Source organism: Bacteroides sp. (assembly GCF_052357945.1).
In the GTDB taxonomy this organism is placed as follows: Bacteria; Bacteroidota; Bacteroidia; order Bacteroidales; family Bacteroidaceae; genus Bacteroides.
In genome coordinates, this window is sequence record NZ_DAWCXD010000048.1 from 13,747 (window position 1) to 35,318 (window position 21,572).

Consider the following 21,572-nt stretch of genomic DNA (forward strand, 5'->3'; position numbering starts at 1 on the left):
ATATGGGAACAGTTAAGTGTATCGGAATTTTGACCTCTGGAGGTGATGCTCCGGGAATGAACGCTGCTATACGTGCAGTGACACGTGCAGCCATCTACAATGGATTGCAAGTTAAAGGTATATACAGAGGATATAAAGGTCTGGTTACAGGTGAAATCAAAGAATTCAAGAGTCAGAATGTGAGTAATATCATCCAGTTGGGTGGTACTATCCTGAAAACAGCCCGTTGTAAAGAGTTCACGACTCCGGAAGGTCGTCAGTTGGCTTATGACAACATGAAAAAAGAAGGCATCGATGCTTTGGTTATCATTGGTGGAGATGGCTCACTGACAGGTGCGCGTATCTTTGCACAAGAATTTGATGTTCCATGTATCGGACTGCCGGGAACTATTGACAACGACCTTTATGGTACAGATACGACCATCGGATATGATACTGCATTGAATACCATATTGGATGCCGTAGATAAGATTCGCGACACAGCCACTTCACATGAACGTTTGTTCTTCGTTGAAGTTATGGGACGTGATGCCGGTTTCCTTGCGTTGAACGGAGCTATCGCTTCGGGTGCGGAAGCTGCCATTATTCCGGAATTCAGTACGGAAGTCGACCAACTGGAAGAGTTTATCAAAAACGGATTCCGCAAATCAAAAAACAGTAGCATTGTATTGGTAGCCGAAAGCGAACTGACAGGAGGAGCCATGCATTATGCCGAACGTGTGAAAAACGAATATCCGCAATATGATGTACGTGTGACGATTTTAGGTCATCTGCAACGTGGTGGTAGCCCTACCGCTCACGACCGTATCCTGGCAAGCCGCCTTGGTGCTGCTGCTATCGATGCTATTATGGAAGATCAACGTAATGTTATGATCGGAATCGAACATGATGAAATCGTTTACGTGCCGTTCAGCAAGGCTATTAAGAATGACAAACCAATCAAGAGAGACCTTGTTACTGTATTGAAAGAGCTTTCGATCTAATTTTTTATTCTAAAAAGTTTATTTTTACTGATATACGACGATAAAGAGCTGTGAATGATGGAGTAACCCATTTATTCATGGCTCTTTTATTTATATAATATAATAGAGATGAACGACAACTACAACACCAAGTGCGTTCATATATATGAATCCCATCCTCCAGTGCTACTTACCTTTCGTGACAAATATCCATTAAACTACCGTTATACAACGCAATACTTCCATCATACAGTAACTATTGTTCGATTAGGATGCCGATATAGCTAATTCACCACGGCCGTGGGAAGATCTTGTCACGGCCGTGGGAAATTAATGATACCGATACTTTAATAGAACAATACCGGTATCCCAACGTAACTATACCAGTTTCTTTTCCTATCCCTCCCACTTTATCAGCCTGCAAACAAGCTACCTGATAAGGAGTCAGCACTGACAATAAAAGTATATATGTTTTATTGTCAGCCTATTATCAACATCTATTGTCAGGATATATAGAATTGATATTCAACCACTTGAGTGTTATTCTGACAGATTGACGATAAAAAGAGTACAAATCACAATGTATTCTAAACAAAATCGTATGATTTTGCTCAAATCGGAATAGAAATAAAGTAAAGATGCCATTATTGACAATGGCCTACCATTATACAGCCTTTATTTCTTCGTACCTATTAATTGCCTGATGAATTTGCTTATCCATAAATAATAGCCGGTCAGTGGTAATGCAGCCCCAATCAAAGCAGCAATAAAAGCAAGTATGCGGGTAAACATCCCTCCCCAATTGCCGACATGTACCGAATAAATCCAGCCGCGAATTTTTCCTGACTTGTCTTGATGTTGATAAAGACTTGTTTCCGTAAATTCACCAGTATCCGTATTGAAAGAATAACGGTCAGACGCACGCTGATTTCCGAAGCGGTCGAAAGACACACTTGCCGTACCGGAAGAAACACTAATTTGCTTATATTCCGGATTTTGATGCTTTAGCTTATCATACACTTCCTGCCAACAAGCAAATGGTGAAGCCGCAGAATACCGATCACTATGATTGCTTTCCGAACCCTCTCTTTTATCAGCACTTCGCCTACCATTTCCTCCCCTTTTCTTTTCCAGATCAGCCAGTCCGGTATTTCCTTTATGCTCATTATGCTTCTGTTCATTTCCATGGGAAGCCCGTTGTTGTACCTCTACCCCGAAAACTTTATAAAAAGCCGTCCGGTACCATGGAAAAGACCATGTCAATCCCGTCAGTGCCATAGCTAACAAAAAGATCAAAGCATACATTCCACCTGCCACATGCAAGTCATACCAGAATCTTTTCCAACCTTTTGTTGCCGATATTTTCAGACTGTTTTTCAGTGCCCTACGTGTATGGGGCCACCAAATGACAATACCAGAGACCAGTACCACCACAAATAGCAGTGTACTGACACCCACAATCATCTTTCCCCAAAATATTCCTTCATTTCCGGGATTCATACTATCCAACAGCCAACGATGCATCCGGAACATAAACATAAAAAAGCTACTACGTTCTTTTTTACCTTTTATTTCACCCGTATACTGATCTACATATAAAGAGGCACGGCGTGGTTTGGAAAGACTGACCTGATAAGCCCGTTCGGGATCAGAAGAAATACTGACACCGGTCACAGATATACTATCCGGCAATGCAGATGCCACTTTTTCAAGCAACTTTTCGATAGGAACAGGTTCTTCCTTCACCGTTTCCACGCAGTAAAGATCGTGACAAGACAGTTCATTCACTTCATCCTCAAATACTAGCATCGCACCGGAAAAACAGATCAGAGTGATTATCAGCCCGAAAGGGACGGAAAGCCACAAATGTATCTTTCTGAATATTTTCTTCATGTTTTCATTATCATTCTTGAAAAGCCTGCAAAGCTTTCCGCTCGGCAGGCTTTTATCTTTAAAAACTATTCTCTACTAAACCGGTATTTATTTAGAAAGGTATTCCATCTTACCTACCGTAGTAATGGCATCAGCATTTACCGTCAGACCTTTGACTGCTTTACCCGTCTTTGCATCAATCTTATAGAAAGCCGGTTTCTCGCCGGTAGTCACAGTAACCGCCATATAAGCATAACCATTTTCTCCATAAGGCTCACCGCCAAACTTACTGTCAGCCGGCAAACCTGTAACGGGTATAATTGTTTCATCTTCCGCCTTGAACACCGCCAATTCACTGACATCGGCATCTTTACCATTCTGAATCATATCTTCCGCACCGTTTTTATACAACTGGAGCAGGAAATAATCTTCAGAAATATGCCAGCAACGGAAAATCGGATGACGAGTTCCTATTTCCTCAAAGTTCACATAATAATCCGGATCGAAAGCTGTTGCGCCTGCTTTGATACGCATCACACCGGAAGGTTTCTGCCCCGTTACCTTTTTCAAATCGGCAGACGAAACAGCCGTACGTCCATATCCGGGAGAGAATACATACACATCGCCATTATCAGCAGCCCAGATAGTCTGATAATATTGTGAACGCATACGGCCACATGCATAACCTATTTTATCTGTCGTAACAATCACCGGTGTCTCGTTGAAATTAATACCACTATAAATTGCTACATAAGCATAATCCGGATATTGTGTGGAAGGGATGACACCAGCCGTATAGGCACCACTGCCACTACCACCATCAGTTTTAGCCACAAGTTCCTGATCCGTCACTTTGTCCGGCCACTGTTTAATACCGTATTTACTCATCCCCATCGGAATCACCGACGTATAAATCTTGTTGTTGGCTTCAACCAAACCTGCCCATGAAACTTTTTCGCCGTTACCCAAGAAATTTTCGGCAAGCAATGTACCTTCTTCCTGGGAACCATCCGTCGCATCCAGATAGTTAAACAATAAAGCTTGAGCCACATTCTGGTCCTCATCCGTTATATTCGAATCTCCGGTAGAAACGGTCACTACTTTATTTCCCCAGGTTCCATAAGATGTGATACGGTTATAAGTATAGGTATATTTTTCTTTCATTTTACCATCGGTACCCAGATAATAAGAAGCTCCCGTACCCGCTCCGCCTTTATTATAAACTAAGGCAAAGACATAATCCAATCCTTTATACACCCAATATGTACCGCCAATCACTTCGGTTCCATTCCCCTGGGTCGACACCGTTCCCTCATCCAAAGAATTGGCCACCACCAGATAACTGGCTTCACCGGATGTGGCAGCAACCACATAAGCCGTATTTCCGTCAATCGCAGGATTATCTACCGGATTATTATCATCATCGCAAGATGCAACAAACACACCGCTACTCAAACAAAAAGCTGTAGCAAAAGCCTGTAATAAAAACTTCTTCATATATTCTTTATTATTGATTTATACTAAAAACTTACTCTACTTATTTACCCAAAAATACCCTGAACTTTCCATAGAATGCCCGCCCCGCTTTTTGCAGACTAAAATTGTCGAACAACCGGGCATCTGTGAAATTCCGACATTCAAATGATACATTATAACGTCCGTGTTTCATTGTATAGGACAAAGACAGATTATGAGAGAACTGTTCCGGCACTATATTTTTTGATTCTTTATCTCCCAGATTCTCCCAATAAAGAGGGAAATCATGTTGCCAGTAGCTATCATACCCTATGCTCAATACATTTCCCTTGACAAACAAGTCGTTCCAATAGAAATTAGCGTTGATATTGGCATAACGATAGGGAAGATTCGGCATGCGCACCTTATAGTGCATACTTTCCTGCAAAGAAGAGCCTGCCAGATATTTCTCATAATCGCGGGTATCAATACTATTGAATGTTCCTCCTATATCAAACCAACGTGAAAAGCTATACAGTAATGACAGATTATATCCTTTCGTTTTCACATGACCATGGTTCTCATAATACCCGTAACTGGTTCCTCCCAGCACATCTAATCCTCTTTTTATGTAATCTTTCGTATCCCGATAGATCAGACCGGCCTCGGCATACAGTCCGTGCCTGCCAAACTGGTGATTATAACTGAAACTCAAATTGACATTGTCACTCTTCTCCGGTTTCAGGTTTATTTTGCCGGCTTCAAGGTCTTCATCTCCAAACAGCTCGTCTGTCGTAGGAAGCCGGAAAGCCTTCTCATACGAAAGTTTCACCTGCAGGTCCTTCCATAGAAAATACGTACCCGCTGCACCATATCCGAGGGAACTTGCCGTATTAGACAGGTTGATATAGTTACCTATACCATCTGTGTTTTGTGACACCGGTCCCTTATTGTATTGCCGGTAATACTTGGCAAATGCAGAAACATTCCACTTTTCCGATGGCATCAGACGATAAGAAAGTCCGCTGACATTTTTACGTGTAATCTTAGGTATAGTGAAATCCGTAAATTTGGAAGAAGAGCCTACCATAGAACGACTTGTACGTTCAAAATCACTAATCACATGGCTGAAAGTAAATGTATGCGCCTGTCCGATATGATAATTCATCTTCAGTGTTCCATTCCAGTTTTTATTTTTAGATTCACTGTTCTGATAAGATTGTTCTCCCCGGCTGCCCTTTTCATAGAAATCTCCTCGCCAGTTGTAAGCCCGGGAAGCCGTATCTACATTGTTGGTGATATTATGATTATAGTTGGCAGTAAATAGTAAATCCAGATTCTTGACGAACAAGTTCTTTTTATAGTACTCCAATGAAGGAACCAACGAATGTCCCTTGCGAAATTTCTCACCGAACACGACATCTTGATAAACGCCTGTCTGTATTTCTTTATAAAAATGAGAATAATTAAAACTCAATGCCAGTCTGTCCGCCCATTTCTTTCCCACCAGACCGATTTTTCCGATCACCGCTTCATTATGGTACTGATCGTTAAAACGCTTCAGATGATAAATTTTGCTTTTGTCAAGTGGCGGAAAACGTACGCTGCCGTCTTCCCGAATCTCAAACTCGCGTACATAAGTGTCCACATAATAATCATTGTCCGAGAAATTCTGGAAAGCATTGACTTCATACATGAAACCGTTCTTGAATGTTTGTCCGAAACGCGCGTATGACTTATGAGTATTAAATGACCCGTAAGAATAGGAAGCGTCCATAAACCATTTTCCGGGCTGCTTGTTGGTAACGATATTCACAACGCCTCCGATGGCATCTGTTCCGAATCCTACCGGAACCACTCCTTTATACACCTCTATACGGTCTGCGAAATTAATAGGTACATTATTCAAATCGAATGCAGCACCGGCTCCCTCCTGTGGTATGCCGTCAATGAATATTTTCACATGTTTCCCGCTGAAACCATCAATATACAATTGCATATCCGATCCTACTCCACCTGATTCACGGAGCTTTACACCCGGCACTTTAGTCAGTGCGCCCGCCAAGGTCTGCGTACTGTTATGCAGTTTCTTCGCATCAATAGCTACCGCATTAAAAGCAGATTTATTCACACGACCGACACCGGATGTCGTAACTACCACCTCTCCCAACTCTTTTACTGCCGGAGCAATGGTGATATTTACCTTTATTCTCTCTCCCTTGCCCAGTTTGACTTTCTTTTCTACGGTCTGATAGCCGATAGCTGAAACGACCAGGGTATATTCACCTGCCGTAGTTTTCAAATGATAAATACCCTTTTCATCCGTATAGCAACCGTGATTGGTTCCTTTCAGATAGACCGTTGCAAAATCCACGACTTCCTTTTCTGTAGACATCACTCTACCCGAAATCAAACTGTTACGATGATGCCCACGTTGTGAATATGCTGATGCGGAAAACAAGAACACTAGAAAAACTAAAAAATACTTATTACTCATCTCCTTTTTACCTTTTTACTTTATACCTTTTCATTGCTCTAAAAGCGATGCAAAGGTAAGTAGAAAGAAAAGTGCAAAACAATCCCTATCTTTCGGTAAAAATAAGACAATATAAAAGAGATGTATAGATATGCGCAATACCTATATATAAGTAAATACTACTTCAGCCAGCTCGCCAACGCACGTTCCGTCACCTCCCACAACTGCTCTTTCTGCACATGATTCATGTATTTATCAGATAAGTTTTTCCGGTGGTTATTGACATACAGTTGTCCTGTCACGCCTGCTTCCTTTTCATCCAACAATAAACTGACTGCCGTAGAAGCCCCTTTCTTCGGTTTGCGGATAAAAGGACGGAAAAAAATATCCGTCAACGGATCGAACCACTTATGCATCGTAATGATATTAGTAGAAACAATTCCCGGATCAGCGGCATTGACGGTGATTTCTTTCTCACTAAGTTGCTTGGAGAGTTCGAAAGTAAATAGTAACAAAGCCAGTTTGGTGTTACTGTAAACTGGAATTCTCCAAAAACGCCCCGTTTTTCCTCTATGAAAGAAATCGGGAAAATCGAGTTTACCGATTGCGTATGTACAAGAAACCATATTGACGATACGCGCTCCACGCACCATCAGCGGAACCAATTTCCGGGTAAGCAGATAAGGTCCCATATAGTTCACACTTACCGTTCGCTCAAATCCATCAGAAGTAGTGTGAAAGCCTGTCTCCATCGTTCCGGCGTTATTCATTAACAGAGCAATGGAGAGGTTTCTTTCCAATATCCGGTTGGCAAAAGAAACTACCGATTGCATGGAAGATAAATCAATAGCCATTACTTCCAAATACAGGTTTCCGGTTTCCTTGCTCAAACGTTCGCGGACAATCTCCGCTTTCTTCGGATTATAACATGCCATTATGATTCGATAACCGACTTTGGCTACAGCACGTGTTATTTCTGTCCCCATTCCTCCATCTGCACCGGTGATAATCGCCCATTTCATTTCACTCATTTTTTCTCCAATTTATCAATTTCCTTTTGCAAAGACAAAGGGATTTGTTCTTTCAAATGTTGATGACAAGCCATTTCTATCGTATACATACGACCAATGCAATAATTACTGTGTCCACAGTTGCAGCGTGCCTGTTCCTCCTTTTTCATCCGGTTTACAAATCCCGGTTCGTTGAGCAAAGCTCTCGCCATCTGCACGGCATCAAAACCAGAATCGAGCACTTCATCTATTTTCTGACGGGAAACAAGACCACCGACATAAATCAGCGGCACATTCGGAAGAGCTGCCCGGAATTTCAGTGCATCTTCAAGAAAATAGGCCTCTTTGAAAGGAACTGAGGGTATCATCCATTTGCCAAACATACGGACTCCATATTTCAGCCACCAACAATTCATATAGTAAGACATCGAACGAATCGGCATGGCACCCCTCATTACATACATCGGTGCTTTGCTGACAAAACCACCACTCAATACCAATCCGTGAGCGCCAAGTTCCAGCAGACGTTTGGCCACTTGTATGGATTCGTCTATCTCCATTCCTCCTTTGAAGCCATCACGCATATTCATTTTTACAAAAACTGCCATATCACTGCCTGCCGCTTTCATCACTTCTTCCATCACCAGGTCCATAAAACGCATCCGTTTTTCAAGCGAACCACCGTATTCATCTTTCCGATGATTGGTATATGGAGAAAGGAACTGACTAATCAGATATCCATGTCCTGCATGTACTTCAACAGCATCAAATCCTGCTTCTCTCGCCAGATTGACCGCATTTCCATACGCTTGTGCCATTTCCGGCAACTCCTCCTTTTCCATTCCACGCACAAACGTAGGAGAGTAAAGATTAAAACCCGAAGATGCGGATATAGGAGTGACACCACAAATATTCCGATGGGACATATTTCCACAATGTCCGATTTGTATACCCACTGCTGCACCTTCATCGTGCACAGCTTTTGTCAATTCATGCAAACGGGGAATAATAGACGGGCGCAACCACAACTGACGGTCGAAAGAAAGTCCGCTTTGCGTCACAGCGGCATAGGCCACTGTTGTCATACCCACTCCTCCCGCAGCTACCGAACGATGGTAATCCAGCAACATCTGCGTAGGAGTATTCTCCGGACACATGCTCTCAAAAGCTGCCGAACGGATTGTTCGATTCCGCAACGTCAAAGGCCCAAAAGTGACCGGGCTAAAAAGTTTAGATTCCATAGTAGTTATATTTATTAAGTCATATTTAAGTCGTGATGAAAAGTGCCTCTAATACCTAATAAAGGAAAGGGAACACTCGTTTCCGTTCTCCCACCGCATCTCCGAATTCTTCGCGATAACGGCACCAGATGGCATTGGCACGGGGAACAAGGTTAGCAATCGTCCACCAAAGGAAAACAAGTCCGGAAAGTGAACAGGTGAGTATCGCCCATCCTGCCCATTCTACTATTTCACCAAAATAGTTGGCGGAAGTGACATAACGGTACATTCCTTTTTGAGGCAAATAATGCCGGGTATCTCCCGGTTTACGCAAGTGCCGGATGATATAATCCGAATGCCAGTTCGTCAGCATACCTGTGAAAAAAAGCAGTGTGCCTATAATAAACCACGGTGAAGTGAACCAACCGGATTGATACATCGTTTCGGGAGCAAGATAAAAGATCCATTTACCTTGCATATAGCCATTCAGCAAATTAAAAAGAACACCCATCGACATGATTGCCAGCGGCATCTTACTTTTCCCCGTCAATAACAGAGGAAAAATGAAAGCACGCTGAAAGTAGTGAATCTGGAAGAACAGGAAAAAAGTGAAGATCACCGGTTCAAACCGACGCTCGGAATATATCCACATTACGGACATCACCAGGAAAACCGGAGCTTCCATCAATATCCAGGCTAGTTTATTGGATATAGCTACGCCCCACGATGCCGTGCGGAAAATGCCATATCCGGCTTTCACAAAGTAAAGGGCGATAAAAACAACCAAGGCAATCAGGCTCATCACGCCCAGAAACAGATTAAAAGCATCTATATTCATGTCGATCTTTTTTTTGTAACACGCAAAAATAACAAAAATGAGACGAATGACGGTACAAAAAAGAGAAAGAATCTGAAATACATTCCTTTACGAACATAAAAACAGCATTCCCGAACGCATACCTGGAATTACCAGGCATACATCCGGGATCACTTATATATTCAATAAAAGGATTTGTTTTTTTATCAGCGTTTCTTGATTGGAATATAAGCCAAATCATCGAGTACATTCTTATAAGCCGGGCGGATAATTCGTTTGCCTTCGAAGGTCAATTCTTCATTACGGTGTGCACACCAGCCTACAATACGCGCCATAGCAAACAGAGGAGTGAAGATTTCCTGCGGTAAGCCGATCATTTCATACACGAAGCCTGAATAGAAGTCAATATTGCTGGATACTGTCTTTCCGTTGTTTTTAACACGTCCGAAAGTAGCGATAGCACGTTCTTCCAACAGTTCGAGGAAAGCAAATTCGCTTTCTCTTCCTTTTTCACGGGCAAGGTCACGAGCCAATTCTTTCAACAGAAGAGCACGGGGATCGGAGATCGTATAAACGGCATGTCCTATTCCGTAGATCAGTCCGCTCTTATTATATACTTCCTTATTCAACATTCGGGTGAAATAAGTGTCTATCTCATCCACACTTGTCCAGTCTTTGATATTTTCTTTCAGATGCTGGAACATGTCGGCAACCTGAATATTTGCACCTCCGTGAAGCGGGCCTTTCAATGAACCGATACCTGCGGCGATGGCCGAATATGTATCCGTTCCGGTAGAAGAAGTAACGCGAACGGTGAAAGTAGAGTTGTTACCACCCCCATGTTCTGCCTGAAGAATCAGCAACAAATCGAGGGTACGAGCATCGAGTTCGGTATAATTTCTTTTCAGCATGTACAGGAAGTTCTCGGCAATAGAGAGTTTTTCCTGCGGATGGCGGATATGCAGAGAACGTCCGAAAGTAGCATGACGAAGCATATTGTACGCATAAGCAATGATAGTGGGGAATTTCGAAATCAGTTCAATACTCTGGCGCATCAGGTTATCTCGGGAAGTATCATCCGCATTCGCATCAAAACGGTACATTTCGAGCACACTGCGTGAAAGAATATTCATGATGTTGTTTCCTTCCAACTCTATGATATTCATTTTTGTCTTCTGCTCCAACGGCATATTGTCGTTAATCAAATCACGGAAAGAAAGCAGTTCTTCTTTATCCGGCAGACGTCCGGAAAGCAACAGGTAAGCCACTTCTTCAAAACCAAAACGTTTCTCTTTGATAATGGCATGCGAAATATCTTCCACATCATAACCACGATAGAATAATTTTCCCGGTATCGGTTTCAGTCCACCACCCGGAATACGTTCATAGCCTACTACATTACCGATTTTGGTTAAACCTACCAATACACCCGTGCCGTCTTCATTACGCAATCCACGTTTCACATCAAACTTTGGGAACAATTCATTATCAATCCGGGTAGCTTCCTTCATCTCCTCGGAAAGTTTGTAAATCAGGTACTCTTTTTTCATCTTTCTTCGTTTTTTATTCGTTACTTTTATTTTTCAATTCTTTCCACGATCTCACGAGTGAAAGCGGAAGTAGAGAGGGAGGTTCCATTCGGCATAAAACGAGCTAAATCGTGTGTAGCACGAGCGTCCAGGAAGCTTTGTTCCAAGGCTTTCTCTATCAGAGCAGCCGCTTCTTTCCAATCAAAATATTCGAGCATCATCACTGCCGAAAGTATAATAGAACAAGGGTTCACCACATCTTTTCCCGCAATATTGGGAGCTGTTCCATGAGTCGCTTCAAAGATGGCATGTCCTGTTTGATAGTTGATGTTTGCTCCCGGAGCAATACCAATACCGCCTACCATAGCTGCGAGTTGATCGGAAACATAGTCTCCATTCAGGTTCAAGGTAGCTATTACGGAATATTCTTCGGGAATCAGGAGTGTATTTTGCAAGAAAGCATCGGCAATGCAATCTTTTATCACCAGTCTGCCGTCTGCCAAAGCATCGGCAAATTCACGTTGTGCCAGTTCGTAGCCCCATTTCTTAAAACCACCTTCTGTGAACTTCATGATATTTCCTTTATGCACCAGGGTTACAGAAGGTAAATGATGGTCGAGTGCATACTGGCAGGCAGCACGTACCAGACGTTCGGTACCCTCACGTGATACAGGTTTCACACCGAAAGAAGAGGTTTCCGGGAAACGGACTTTTGTTACTCCCATTTCGTCTTTCAGGAATTGATAGAACTTTTCAGCTTCCGGAGTACCGGCTTCCCACTCGATACCTGCGTAAATATCTTCCGTATTTTCACGGAACACGCACATGTTCACTTTTTCAGGTGATTTGACAGGCGACTGTACTCCCTGATACCAACGGACCGGACGAAGGCAGACATATAAATCAAGTGTCTGACGCAGCGCTACATTCAACGACCGGATTCCACCTCCGACAGGAGTTGTCAACGGGCCTTTGATTCCTATCAGGTATTCCTGAAAAGTTTCCATTGTTTCATCCGGCAACCAGGAACCAGTTGCATGGAAGGCACGTTCTCCCGCCAACACTTCTTTCCATTCGATCCGACGTTTGCCGCCATAGGCTTTCCGGATAGCTGCATCCACTACGGCTTGCATGGCAGGAGTCACTTCCGCTCCTACTCCATCACCGGTAATATAAGGTACGGTAGGCACATCAGGCACCAGCAACGTACCATCTGTTTGCATGGTTATCTTGCTCATTTTTTATCTTGCATTTAAAGCAGAACCGGCACGGAACCAGGCTATCTGCTGTTCATTATATGTATGTTGTACTTCAAAACTTTCTTTCGTTCCGTCTTCGTGATGAAGAACAATCGTCAAATTACGACCGGGTGCGAAATGGACTAAACCTACGACTGACAGAAGATCATGTTCCTGAATCTTGTCATAATCCGCCTTGTCTACAAAAGTAAGAGCAAGCATTCCCTGTTTTTTCAGATTCGTTTCGTGGATACGGGCAAAACTCTTAGCCAGAATGACACGCACATTGAGAAAGCGCGGTTCCATGGCTGCGTGTTCACGGCTGGAACCTTCTCCATAATTCTCTTCGGCAACAACTATAGACAGAATACCTTCAGACTTATACATTTTTGCCGTACCGGAAACTGTTCCATAAGTATTTGTTGAACGATTCCAAACGCTGTTCGTTTCACCGTTGAAAGCATTGACAGCTCCCATCAGCATATTGTCGGAAATATTCTCCAAATGTCCCCGGAAGCGGAGCCACGGACCTGCCATAGAGATATGGTCGGTAGTACATTTGCCTTGTGCTTTAATCAGTAAAGGCATATTCAGTAAATCCTGTCCGTCCCACGCCGGGAAAGGCGTCAGGAGCTGGAGACGTTGAGAATCAGGCTTCACCTTGATTTCCGTTTTTGCTCCGTGTGGGGCAATATATCCCTCATTTCCGGATGTAAAACCTTTCAAAGGAAGTTCATCTCCTACAGGTTCGGATAGTTTCACCTTTTCTCCGTCATGATTTACCAGTCTGTCTTTCAACGGATTGAAGCAGAGGTCACCAGCAATCGTTAATGCCATCGTCAGTTCCGGAGAAGCTACAAATGCATAGGTATTCGGATTACCGTCAGCACGTTTGGCAAAGTTACGGTTGAAAGAAGTAACGATTGAATTTTTCCGTGTCGGATCGTCCGTCTCGCGTTTCCATTGACCGATACAAGGACCGCAGGCATTTGCCATAATCGTGGCGCCCAACTGTTCAAAAGCTTCAATCATACCATCTCTTTCGGCAGTAGCCCGGATTTGTTCCGAACCCGGATTGACAATCAACGGAGCAGCGACACTCAAGTTCTTTTCTGTGACCTGTTTTGCCAGAGAAGCCGCACGGCTCAAATCCTGATAAGAAGAATTGGTACATGAACCAATCAAGCCCACCTCCATTTTGCGAGGGTAGCCGTTCAATAACACTTTTTCTGCAAATTCGGAAATTGGAGTAGCGGCATCCGGTGTAAACGGTCCGTTTATATAAGGTTCGAGTTCCGACAAGTCTATTTCAATTACACGGTCATAATAGTTGGATGGTTCGTCGGTCACTACATCATCCGCACGAAGATCGGCATCGACAGCTTCAGCCCAATCGACTACACAATCTCTGCCGGTAGCTCTCAAATAGGCAGCCATGCGCCCGTCAAACGGGAACAGAGAGGTAGTAGCCCCTACTTCAGCACCCATATTACAAATGGTAGCTTTCCCGGTAGCAGAAAGGGATTCGGTTCCGGGACCAAAATATTCAATAATAGCATTCGTTCCTCCTTTTACGGTAAGAATGCCGGCCAGTTTCAGGATTACATCTTTCGGAGATGTCCAACCACTTAGTTTTCCGGTCAGACGAACACCGATAATTTTCGGCATTTTCAGTTCCCATTCCATTCCTGTCATCACATCCACTGCATCCGCGCCACCGACACCGATAGCCACCATGCCCAGTCCGCCTGCATTAGGAGTGTGAGAATCCGTTCCTACCATCATACCTCCGGGGAAAGCATAGTTTTCGAGCACTACCTGGTGGATAATACCTGCTCCCGGTTTCCAGAAACCGATGCCGTAACGGGAAGATACATCGCGAAGGAAGTCATATACTTCTTCATTGGTCAATCTTGCCGTAGCAATATCCTCCTTTGCACCTTTGTACGCCTGTATCAAGTGATCGCAATGTACTGTTGAGGGCACAGCCACCTGATCCTTACCTGCATTCATAAATTGAAGCAATGCCATCTGCGCAGTCGCATCCTGCATAGCTACACGGTCGGGACGGAAGTTCACATAATCTTCTCCCCGTTTGTAGTCTTTTAAATCGGCTACATCATACAGATGAGCATACAAAATTTTCTCGGCCAACGTTAAGGGGCGTTTCAATATAGCCCGTACGTGTTCTACCTTTCCTTTATAAGCAGCGTAGAAAGCTTCTAACATAGTCACATCATATACCATATTGTTTTATCTTTTATGAGTCTATCTATAAAAATAACGAACGGCGTTCGAGTAATGTTTAACAAAATGAAATATTTTTTCTACCCGGAACGAAGATTTGTTACCTTTGCGCCTATTATGAGTAATAATCCGAAAAGTCCAATCATCGACCTTCAGCAACAGCAACTCCTCCTGCGGATGGAGTATGAATACGAGAAGGAAGAATTTAAACGGCAGACCGAAACAATGGGCGTTGCCCGTAAAGTGAAACGCGGTCTCTGCTGGTATCCCGTCTCTCTTGGCCGAAGTTACTACAATTCTCTGAATCAGCTTGTAATAGATATTACACGGACCGAAAATAAAGAAATAGAGCATTCCTTCGAGTTCGGCCGTCCCGTCTGCTTTTTCCACCAATCATTCGAAGGAAAAGTGAAGTACATGGATTTCATCGCTACTGTCAGCTTTGCAGATGAGGAGCGAATGGTAGTTGTACTTCCCAGAGCGGGAGCTTTAGCGGAACTACAAACTGACGGCATACTGGGGGTGCAACTTTATTTTGACGAAACATCCTACCGGGCCATGTTCGAGGCACTGGAAGACACCATACGAGCTAAAGATAATCGTCTGGCAGAACTGCGTGATATTTTGCTTGGCACACAAAAACCGGGATTCCGGGAGTTGTATCCTGTCCGCTTCCCCTGGTTGAACAGCACACAGGAAACAGCTGTCAACAAGGTACTCTGCACGCGTGATGTATCCATCGTTCACGGTCCTCCGGGAACCGGAAAAACAACGACTCTTGTCGAAGCGATTTATGAAACATTGCACCGGGAACCGCAAGTGCTTGTCTGTGCACAAAGTAACACTGCTGTCGACTGGATTTGTGAGAAACTGGTAGACCGGGGAGTACCCGTACTCCGCATCGGAAATCCTACCCGGGTCAACGACAAAATGCTATCATCCACCTATGAACGTAGGTTTGAAAGCCATCCCGCCTATCCGGAACTTTGGGGAATTCGCAAATCTATCCGTGAAATGGGTAGCCGGATGCGCCGGGGTAGTTATTCTGAACGGGAAGGTATGCGTAATCGCATGAGTCATCTCCGCGATCGTGCTACGGAGTTGGAAATACAAATCAATGCCGATCTTTTTGATAGTGCCCGTGTGATTGCTTCTACGCTAGTCAGCAGTAACCATCGTCTGCTCAACGGGCGTCGTTTTCCTACTTTGTTCATTGACGAAGCTGCTCAAGCGCTCGAAGCTGCCTGCTGGATTGCCATCCGCAAAGCAGACCGTGTCATCCTTGCAGGAGATCATTGCCAGCTCCCGCCGACTATCAAATGTATAGAAGCCGCTCGTGGAGGACTGGATCACACGTTAATGGAAAAAGTGGTTCAGCAAAAGCCTTCTGCTGTCTCTTTACTAAAGGTACAGTACAGAATGCACGAGGCCATCATGCAGTTCCCCTCCGACTGGTTCTACCACGGAGAACTGGAAGCTGCCCCGGAAGTGCGCTACCGAGGTATTCTTGACTTTGACACTCCTATGAACTGGATTGATACTTCAGAAATGGACTTTCACGAAGATTTTGTAGGCGAGAGCTTCGGACGCATCAACAAGCAGGAAGCCAATCTATTACTACAGGAACTGGAAGCCTATATCGAACGTATCGGCAAAGAACGGATACTGGATGAAAGAATCGATTTCGGTCTGATTTCACCCTACAAGGCGCAAGTGCAATATTTGAGGGGAAAGATCAAAGGGAGCAGCTTTTTACGTCCCTTCCGCAGCCTCATCACCGTAAACACGGTAGACGGTTTTCAGGGACAGGAGCGAGATGTTATTTTCATCAGTCTTGTACGTGCCAACGAGGATGGGCAGATTGGATTCCTGAATGATTTGCGAAGAATGAATGTAGCGATTACAAGGGCACGAATGAAGCTTGTTATATTAGGAGATGCCTCCACCCTTACCAAACATCCTTTCTACAAAAGGCTGATGTTATTCATTAAAAAGGAGGATTAAATACTTAATCCTCCTTTTAACAAAGTGCACTTTCTCACGAAACCACACTTCGTTTTAACACAAACAAAACAAACAATATTTTATTTCACATCAGTATTATTCTTTATTTAAGAAGTCAATAAATGACTTTTATTTTCAATATACAAATACAGATCTTAAAAAGAAATATCAATTTCCACAAAGGTAAAACACACTAAATCACCACTTCTGAGAAATCAAAAGCAGCGTCATTCGTTTATTTATTTAGTGATGTTAATCATTCTTCAGGGCTGGTTAAATTAATTCATACTTCTCGTTTATTTTATCTGATGACGCAAAGATAAACATAAACTTGCATTTTTTGTCCATATTATCAATATATTTTTAGAAAAAAATTTCGGCAAGCCTCATTTGTTCATTTCTAATTCTCTTTTTAACCCAAAAAGGGGAGAAAGCAAACAGCCTTCCCCCCCTTTTATAAACTTGTATAATTTATCCAGCTTAATTATTTTCCGGACGAAGTTTACGAACAGTTACAGCAGTCTGCCACATTTCGCTTTCACGCAGTTGACGGAGCTCTTCATTCAATTTTTCACGATAATCAGGTTGTGAATTACTATCGATAGAAATCTGTGCTTCGTTACCAGTTTTGACGCTATGATACAACTTTTCAACTACCGGCTTAATAGCGTCGTGGAATGGGCCCATCCAATCAAGAGCACCACGTTGAGCGGTAGTAGAACAGTTAGCATACATCCAGTCCATACCGTTCTTTGCAAACAACGGCATCAATGACTGTGTCAGTTCTTCTACTGTTTCATTGAATGCTTCAGAAGGAGTATGACCGTTTTCACGCAATACTTCGTACTGTGCCAGCAACAAACCTTGGATAGCGCCCATCAATGAACCGCGTTCACCTGTCAAGTCAGAAGTAGCTTCACGTTGGAAAGTTGTTTCAAACAGATAACCGGAACCAATACCGATGCCCAGTGCGATGGTTCTGTCCATTGCTTTGCCTGTAGCATCCTGATAGATAGCATAAGAAGAGTTCAAGCCACGTCCTTCGAGGAACATTGTACGCAAAGAGGTACCCGAACCTTTAGGAGCAACCATGATAACGTCGATATCAGTAGGAGGAACTACACCTGTACGGTCGTTCCAAGTGATAGCAAAACCATGTGAGAAATAAAGAGCTTTTCCGGCAGTCAGGTAAGGCTTGATAGTAGGCCATACAGACATTACTGCTGCGTCAGACAACAAGCACATTACGATAGTACCTTTCTCGCAAGCTTCTTCAATGCCGAACAAAGTTTCGCCCGGAACCCATCCGTCTGCTACTGCTTTATCGTATGTTTTTCCTTCACGTTGACCAACGATTACATTGAAACCGTTATCACGCAAGTTCAGTGCCTGTCCAGGTCCCTGTACGCCATAACCGATTACAGCAATTGTTTCATTTTTCAATACTTCACGAGCTTTTTCCAATGGAAATTCGTCACGGATTACTACAGTTTCAGTAGTACCTCCAAAATTCAACTGTGCCATTTTCTTTTTGTTTTTAGTTTTTGATGACTTACGTCATCCGTTATTAATTAATTTTGTATTCTCACATTTATTCAAATATCACTTTCGAACGGCAAACAACTTCGCTGCCATTCTTCTTTACTTCTACGTGAAACTCGTTTGCATTCACTTCATCGCAGAAGAAAGAGAGCTCATCACCAAAGTAACTTTCGGCTACGTACGCCATCTCGAAACGACGGATACGTTTGGCCTTGTACAGCTCTATCGGGAACAAATCAAGGATATGCTCGATGTAACGGATGCTGTTCACATGACCGTTAATATCAATATCACTATATTTTGCCGTCAGGGTAGCCATTGGCCGATCGCTTGTCACTTTGATACGTGAAGGCTTTTCAATAGGACAAGGTTCATCACAGACATAATCTACGATACTCCCTCCGTGTAAGGTCAATAGATCGGCCGGTTTGCGGGTATTAAGATTAATCATCGCCCATACGGAACGCGCGTAACCAATCTTCTTCCCATCCTTATCAATAATAGCGAAGTTACGGTCAGTAAACAAGCGGTAGACATTTTCCACCCATGTTTGAACTGAAAAATTCTCATATTGATAAGGCATTTCATCCAACTCAATGGCCAGACGCGAAAGTACCCAAGTGTAATTATCCTCGTTCAGTGTTGCAATACCAAAGCCACGGTCACTTGCGTGAAAGCCGGCACAATTCAACAAATGATTTCCAAGTACGCCCATAGTCAGACGTCCGTTAAAGTCAACATGGAACGGTTCTGCCACAAACTGATAAGTTCCTATTTTATTTTCTTCACTCATTATTCTTGTTGGTTTTTACTCTGGTTATACATGGCTTCCCGTCCATCGAGAAACTCGTTCACCCGTTCAAAGCAACTGGTGGTAATCGCTACGCGTCCCGACCGTACAAACTGCAAAACACAATTTAAAGCCTTCAGTTCACCGTAGAGTGAGGTTATATCTTCGCTCATACCATTTTTCTCGACAATAGAAAATACCGGATTAACTTCCACTACACGGGCATTGTATCTGCGGATCAACTTGGATGCTTCCGAGGTTTCCTGAAAAGCAGGAGTAGATACCTTATATAGTGCAATCTCATGGAAGTATATTTCATCCTCGGTGAAATAATGTGCCTGAATCACATCGATCTTCTTTTCAATCTGTTTCACTACCTTCTCAATGGTGTCCTTATCCGTCAAGGCTGTAATCGTATACTTGTGTACACCTTTAATAGAAGAAGCAGAAACATTCAGACTCTCGATGTTGATTTGACGACGAGTAAATACAGCAGTTACCTGATTCAGCAATCCGGCTATATTTTCGGAATGAACTATTATCGTATATAATGTCTTGTCACTCATAATCCTAAATTTTAATTGCGAACTTTCAATCTTCCATTCTCAATATTCAACTTCCCCTAGCATTCCAACAGCATCTGATTGACCGAACCACCCGGAGGAGTCATCGGCAAAACATTGCCTTCTTCCACTACGCACGCTTCGAGCAGGAACGGACCATCTGTCGCCAGCATTTCTGCAATAGCTTCTTTCAGTTCTTCACGGGTGAAAGCACGTTTGGAAGGAATATCATAAGCCGAAGCAATCTTCATGTAATCCGGATTCAACATCGGAGTAAACGAATAGCGGCGATTGAAGAACATAGCTTGCCACTGGCGTACGTTTCCGAGGTAATTATTATTCAGGCAGATAATTTTCACCGGAGCTTTCTGCTCCATAATCGTACCCAACTCCTGAATATTCATTTGCAGTCCGCCATCTCCCATAAATACGCATACGGTACGTTCCGGTGCTCCAAAAGTTGCCCCGATAGCTGCGGGAAGGCCGAAGCCCATTGTTCCAAGTCCTCCGGAAGTGATGATACTGCGTTCTTTCGTATATTTGAAGTAACGTGCAGACATCATCTGGTTTTGACCTACATCCGTTACCAAAACTGCTTCATGATGAGTAGCATTGCTTACCGCACGTACCACTTCTCCCATACTCAAAGAGTTTGTTGCAGGGTGAAGTTCAGGGCGGATTACTTTTTCTTCCTCTACTTTCTCATATTCTTTGAAGCTATCAATCCATTTGGTATGAGTTTTCTTTTTCAGGAGTTTAGTCACAGAAGCCAATGTCTCCTTGCAATCTCCCAAAACAGCTACATCTACCTTTACATTCTTATTGACTTCTGCAGGATCGATATCAAAATGAATCACTTTCGCCTGTTTCGCGTAAGTAGCCAGATTGCCAGTCACACGGTCGTCAAAGCGCATACCGACAGCAATCAGTACATCGCATTTATTGGTATTGATATTCGGTCCCAAATTACCGTGCATACCCAACATACCTTTATTCAACGGATGTTCTGTCGGCAAAGCTGACAGTCCGAGCAGCGTACAGCCTGCAGGCATATCCGCCTTTTCGATAAATTCACGCAATTCGTTTTGTGCATTTCCCAATTCAACACCCTGTCCAACCAATACAAGCGGACGTTCGGCGTTATTAATCAGTTCGGCAGCTGCCTGTACAGACTCCTCGTCCGTATCGGGAACAGGAACATAACTGCGGATAAAATCGACTTTCGTCGGTTCATATTTCGTTTTTTCCACTTGCGCATTCTTGGCAAAGTCCAGTACCACCGGACCGGGACGACCACTACGGGCAATATAAAACGCACGTGCTACCGCCCAGGCTACATCTTCTGCACGACGGATCTGATAGCTCCATTTAGCGATTGGTTGCGTAATACCTACCAAGTCAACTTCCTGAAAAGCATCCGTCCCGAGAAAACCCGTTCCTACCTGTCCGGCAATCACTACGATAGGTGTACTATCGATCATCGCATCTGCAATACCTGTTACCGTATTGGTTGCTCCGGGACCGCTCGTCACCAGGCAAACACCTACTTCTCCTGATACACGGGCATAACCTTGTGCCGCGTGGGCAGCTCCCTGCTCGTGACGAACCAAAATATGGTTCAATATATTTTGATGATCGTACAAGGCATCGAACACCGGCATTATGGAACCACCGGGGTAACCGAAGATGGTAGTCACTCCCTGATGTTCCAAGGAGCGCATCATAGCCTCTGCACCTGTTATTAAATCTTTCATATTAGTTGATAGTTGATAAATGAACTATATCAGATTAATCTCACTGCTCCCTTATCGGCAGAGCTTACCATGCTGGCATACGCCTTCAGGCTC

15 protein-coding genes are annotated in these 21,572 nt (G+C 43.5%); 2 read left to right on the plus strand and 13 right to left on the minus strand.

Annotated features, from left to right (window positions below; translation table 11 throughout):
* The first annotated feature begins 2 nt into the window (after nucleotides 1-2).
* A complete protein-coding gene (pfkA, locus tag ACT8YW_RS10970) occupies nucleotides 3-983 on the plus strand; it encodes a 6-phosphofructokinase (protein ID WP_004297914.1) in 981 nt (326 codons plus the stop codon).
* A gap of 654 nt (nucleotides 984-1,637) precedes the next feature.
* On the opposite strand, the gene ACT8YW_RS10975 is transcribed toward pfkA, so the two are convergent.
* From ACT8YW_RS10975 to ACT8YW_RS11015, 9 genes are all read right to left on the minus strand, one after another.
* Complete coding sequence (locus ACT8YW_RS10975; protein ID WP_099146819.1) at nucleotides 1,638-2,855, minus strand: PepSY-associated TM helix domain-containing protein; 1,218 nt, start codon at nucleotides 2,853-2,855, stop codon at nucleotides 1,638-1,640.
* A gap of 87 nt (nucleotides 2,856-2,942) precedes the next feature.
* Nucleotides 2,943-4,331: a DUF4374 domain-containing protein gene (locus ACT8YW_RS10980; protein WP_444104907.1), complete on the minus strand. Its 1,389-nt coding sequence runs from the start codon at nucleotides 4,329-4,331 to the stop codon at nucleotides 2,943-2,945.
* Nucleotides 4,332-4,371: 40 nt separating this feature from the next.
* Complete coding sequence (locus tag ACT8YW_RS10985) at nucleotides 4,372-6,786, minus strand: TonB-dependent receptor (RefSeq protein ID WP_444104908.1); 2,415 nt, start codon at nucleotides 6,784-6,786, stop codon at nucleotides 4,372-4,374.
* 158 nt (nucleotides 6,787-6,944) lie between these two features.
* Nucleotides 6,945-7,796: an SDR family oxidoreductase gene (locus ACT8YW_RS10990; RefSeq protein WP_444104909.1), complete on the minus strand. Its 852-nt coding sequence runs from the start codon at nucleotides 7,794-7,796 to the stop codon at nucleotides 6,945-6,947.
* A complete protein-coding gene (locus ACT8YW_RS10995; protein WP_444104910.1) occupies nucleotides 7,793-9,016 on the minus strand; it encodes an NADH:flavin oxidoreductase in 1,224 nt (407 codons plus the stop codon). The genes ACT8YW_RS10990 and ACT8YW_RS10995 overlap by 4 nt, the downstream gene beginning before the upstream one ends.
* Nucleotides 9,017-9,071: 55 nt before the next feature.
* Nucleotides 9,072-9,833, minus strand: a complete 762-nt coding sequence (locus ACT8YW_RS11000) for a DUF1295 domain-containing protein (RefSeq protein ID WP_074638214.1) — start codon at nucleotides 9,831-9,833, stop codon at nucleotides 9,072-9,074.
* A 185-nt stretch (nucleotides 9,834-10,018) separates the two neighbouring features.
* Nucleotides 10,019-11,362 (minus strand): citrate/2-methylcitrate synthase, encoded by a 1,344-nt coding sequence (locus ACT8YW_RS11005; RefSeq protein ID WP_008998828.1) that lies wholly within the window; start codon nucleotides 11,360-11,362, stop codon nucleotides 10,019-10,021.
* A gap of 26 nt (nucleotides 11,363-11,388) precedes the next feature.
* On the minus strand, nucleotides 11,389-12,579 hold the full coding sequence (gene icd, locus ACT8YW_RS11010) for an NADP-dependent isocitrate dehydrogenase (RefSeq protein WP_444104911.1): 1,191 nt from the start codon (nucleotides 12,577-12,579) through the stop codon (nucleotides 11,389-11,391).
* A gap of 3 nt (nucleotides 12,580-12,582) precedes the next feature.
* Nucleotides 12,583-14,826, minus strand: a complete 2,244-nt coding sequence (locus ACT8YW_RS11015) for an aconitate hydratase (protein WP_444104912.1) — start codon at nucleotides 14,824-14,826, stop codon at nucleotides 12,583-12,585.
* Nucleotides 14,827-14,892: 66 nt separating this feature from the next.
* Here ACT8YW_RS11015 and ACT8YW_RS11020 point away from each other — a divergent pair, with 66 nt between their 5' ends.
* Nucleotides 14,893-16,830 carry an AAA domain-containing protein gene (locus tag ACT8YW_RS11020; RefSeq protein WP_444104913.1) on the plus strand — a complete coding sequence of 646 codons (1,938 nt, stop codon included), beginning with the start codon at nucleotides 14,893-14,895 and terminating at the stop codon, nucleotides 16,828-16,830.
* A gap of 480 nt (nucleotides 16,831-17,310) precedes the next feature.
* Here ACT8YW_RS11020 and ilvC read toward each other — a convergent pair whose 3' ends face one another.
* The 4 genes from ilvC to ilvB form a co-directional block, all read right to left on the minus strand.
* The gene (gene ilvC, locus ACT8YW_RS11025) at nucleotides 17,311-18,354 is read right to left on the minus strand and encodes a ketol-acid reductoisomerase (RefSeq protein ID WP_008650279.1); all 1,044 of its coding nucleotides are present in this window, start codon (nucleotides 18,352-18,354) and stop codon (nucleotides 17,311-17,313) included.
* 67 nt (nucleotides 18,355-18,421) lie between these two features.
* A complete protein-coding gene (locus tag ACT8YW_RS11030) occupies nucleotides 18,422-19,165 on the minus strand; it encodes an acyl-[acyl-carrier-protein] thioesterase (protein WP_444104914.1) in 744 nt (247 codons plus the stop codon).
* Nucleotides 19,165-19,728: an acetolactate synthase small subunit gene (ilvN, locus tag ACT8YW_RS11035; protein ID WP_444104915.1), complete on the minus strand. Its 564-nt coding sequence runs from the start codon at nucleotides 19,726-19,728 to the stop codon at nucleotides 19,165-19,167. Before ilvN ends, ACT8YW_RS11030 begins: the two co-directional genes overlap by 1 nt.
* Before the next feature lie 56 nt (nucleotides 19,729-19,784).
* A complete protein-coding gene (ilvB, locus tag ACT8YW_RS11040) occupies nucleotides 19,785-21,479 on the minus strand; it encodes a biosynthetic-type acetolactate synthase large subunit (protein ID WP_117937753.1) in 1,695 nt (564 codons plus the stop codon).
* Nucleotides 21,480-21,572: the final 93 nt, after the last annotated feature.

Bases quoted from the DNA above. Each gene is read 5' to 3' on its own strand.
- icd (WP_444104911.1), bottom strand. From the start codon at position 12,579: ATGAGCAAGATAACCATGCAAACAGATGGTACGTTGCTGGTGCCTGAT.
- ilvC (WP_008650279.1), bottom strand. From the start codon at position 18,354: ATGGCACAGTTGAATTTTGGAGGTACTACTGAAACTGTAGTAATCCGT.
- ACT8YW_RS11030 (WP_444104914.1), bottom strand. From the start codon at position 19,165: ATGAGTGAAGAAAATAAAATAGGAACTTATCAGTTTGTGGCAGAACCG.
- ilvB (WP_117937753.1), bottom strand. From the start codon at position 21,479: ATGAAAGATTTAATAACAGGTGCAGAGGCTATGATGCGCTCCTTGGAA.
- ACT8YW_RS10980 (WP_444104907.1), bottom strand. From the start codon at position 4,331: ATGAAGAAGTTTTTATTACAGGCTTTTGCTACAGCTTTTTGTTTGAGT.
- ACT8YW_RS10975 (WP_099146819.1), bottom strand. From the start codon at position 2,855: ATGAAGAAAATATTCAGAAAGATACATTTGTGGCTTTCCGTCCCTTTC.
- ACT8YW_RS11000 (WP_074638214.1), bottom strand. From the start codon at position 9,833: ATGAATATAGATGCTTTTAATCTGTTTCTGGGCGTGATGAGCCTGATT.
- ACT8YW_RS11005 (WP_008998828.1), bottom strand. From the start codon at position 11,362: ATGAAAAAAGAGTACCTGATTTACAAACTTTCCGAGGAGATGAAGGAA.
- ACT8YW_RS11020 (WP_444104913.1), top strand. From the start codon at position 14,893: ATGAAATATTTTTTCTACCCGGAACGAAGATTTGTTACCTTTGCGCCT.
- ACT8YW_RS11015 (WP_444104912.1), bottom strand. From the start codon at position 14,826: ATGGTATATGATGTGACTATGTTAGAAGCTTTCTACGCTGCTTATAAA.
- ACT8YW_RS10990 (WP_444104909.1), bottom strand. From the start codon at position 7,796: ATGAGTGAAATGAAATGGGCGATTATCACCGGTGCAGATGGAGGAATG.
- ilvN (WP_444104915.1), bottom strand. From the start codon at position 19,728: ATGAGTGACAAGACATTATATACGATAATAGTTCATTCCGAAAATATA.
- pfkA (WP_004297914.1), top strand. From the start codon at position 3: ATGGGAACAGTTAAGTGTATCGGAATTTTGACCTCTGGAGGTGATGCT.
- ACT8YW_RS10985 (WP_444104908.1), bottom strand. From the start codon at position 6,786: ATGAGTAATAAGTATTTTTTAGTTTTTCTAGTGTTCTTGTTTTCCGCA.
- ACT8YW_RS10995 (WP_444104910.1), bottom strand. From the start codon at position 9,016: ATGGAATCTAAACTTTTTAGCCCGGTCACTTTTGGGCCTTTGACGTTG.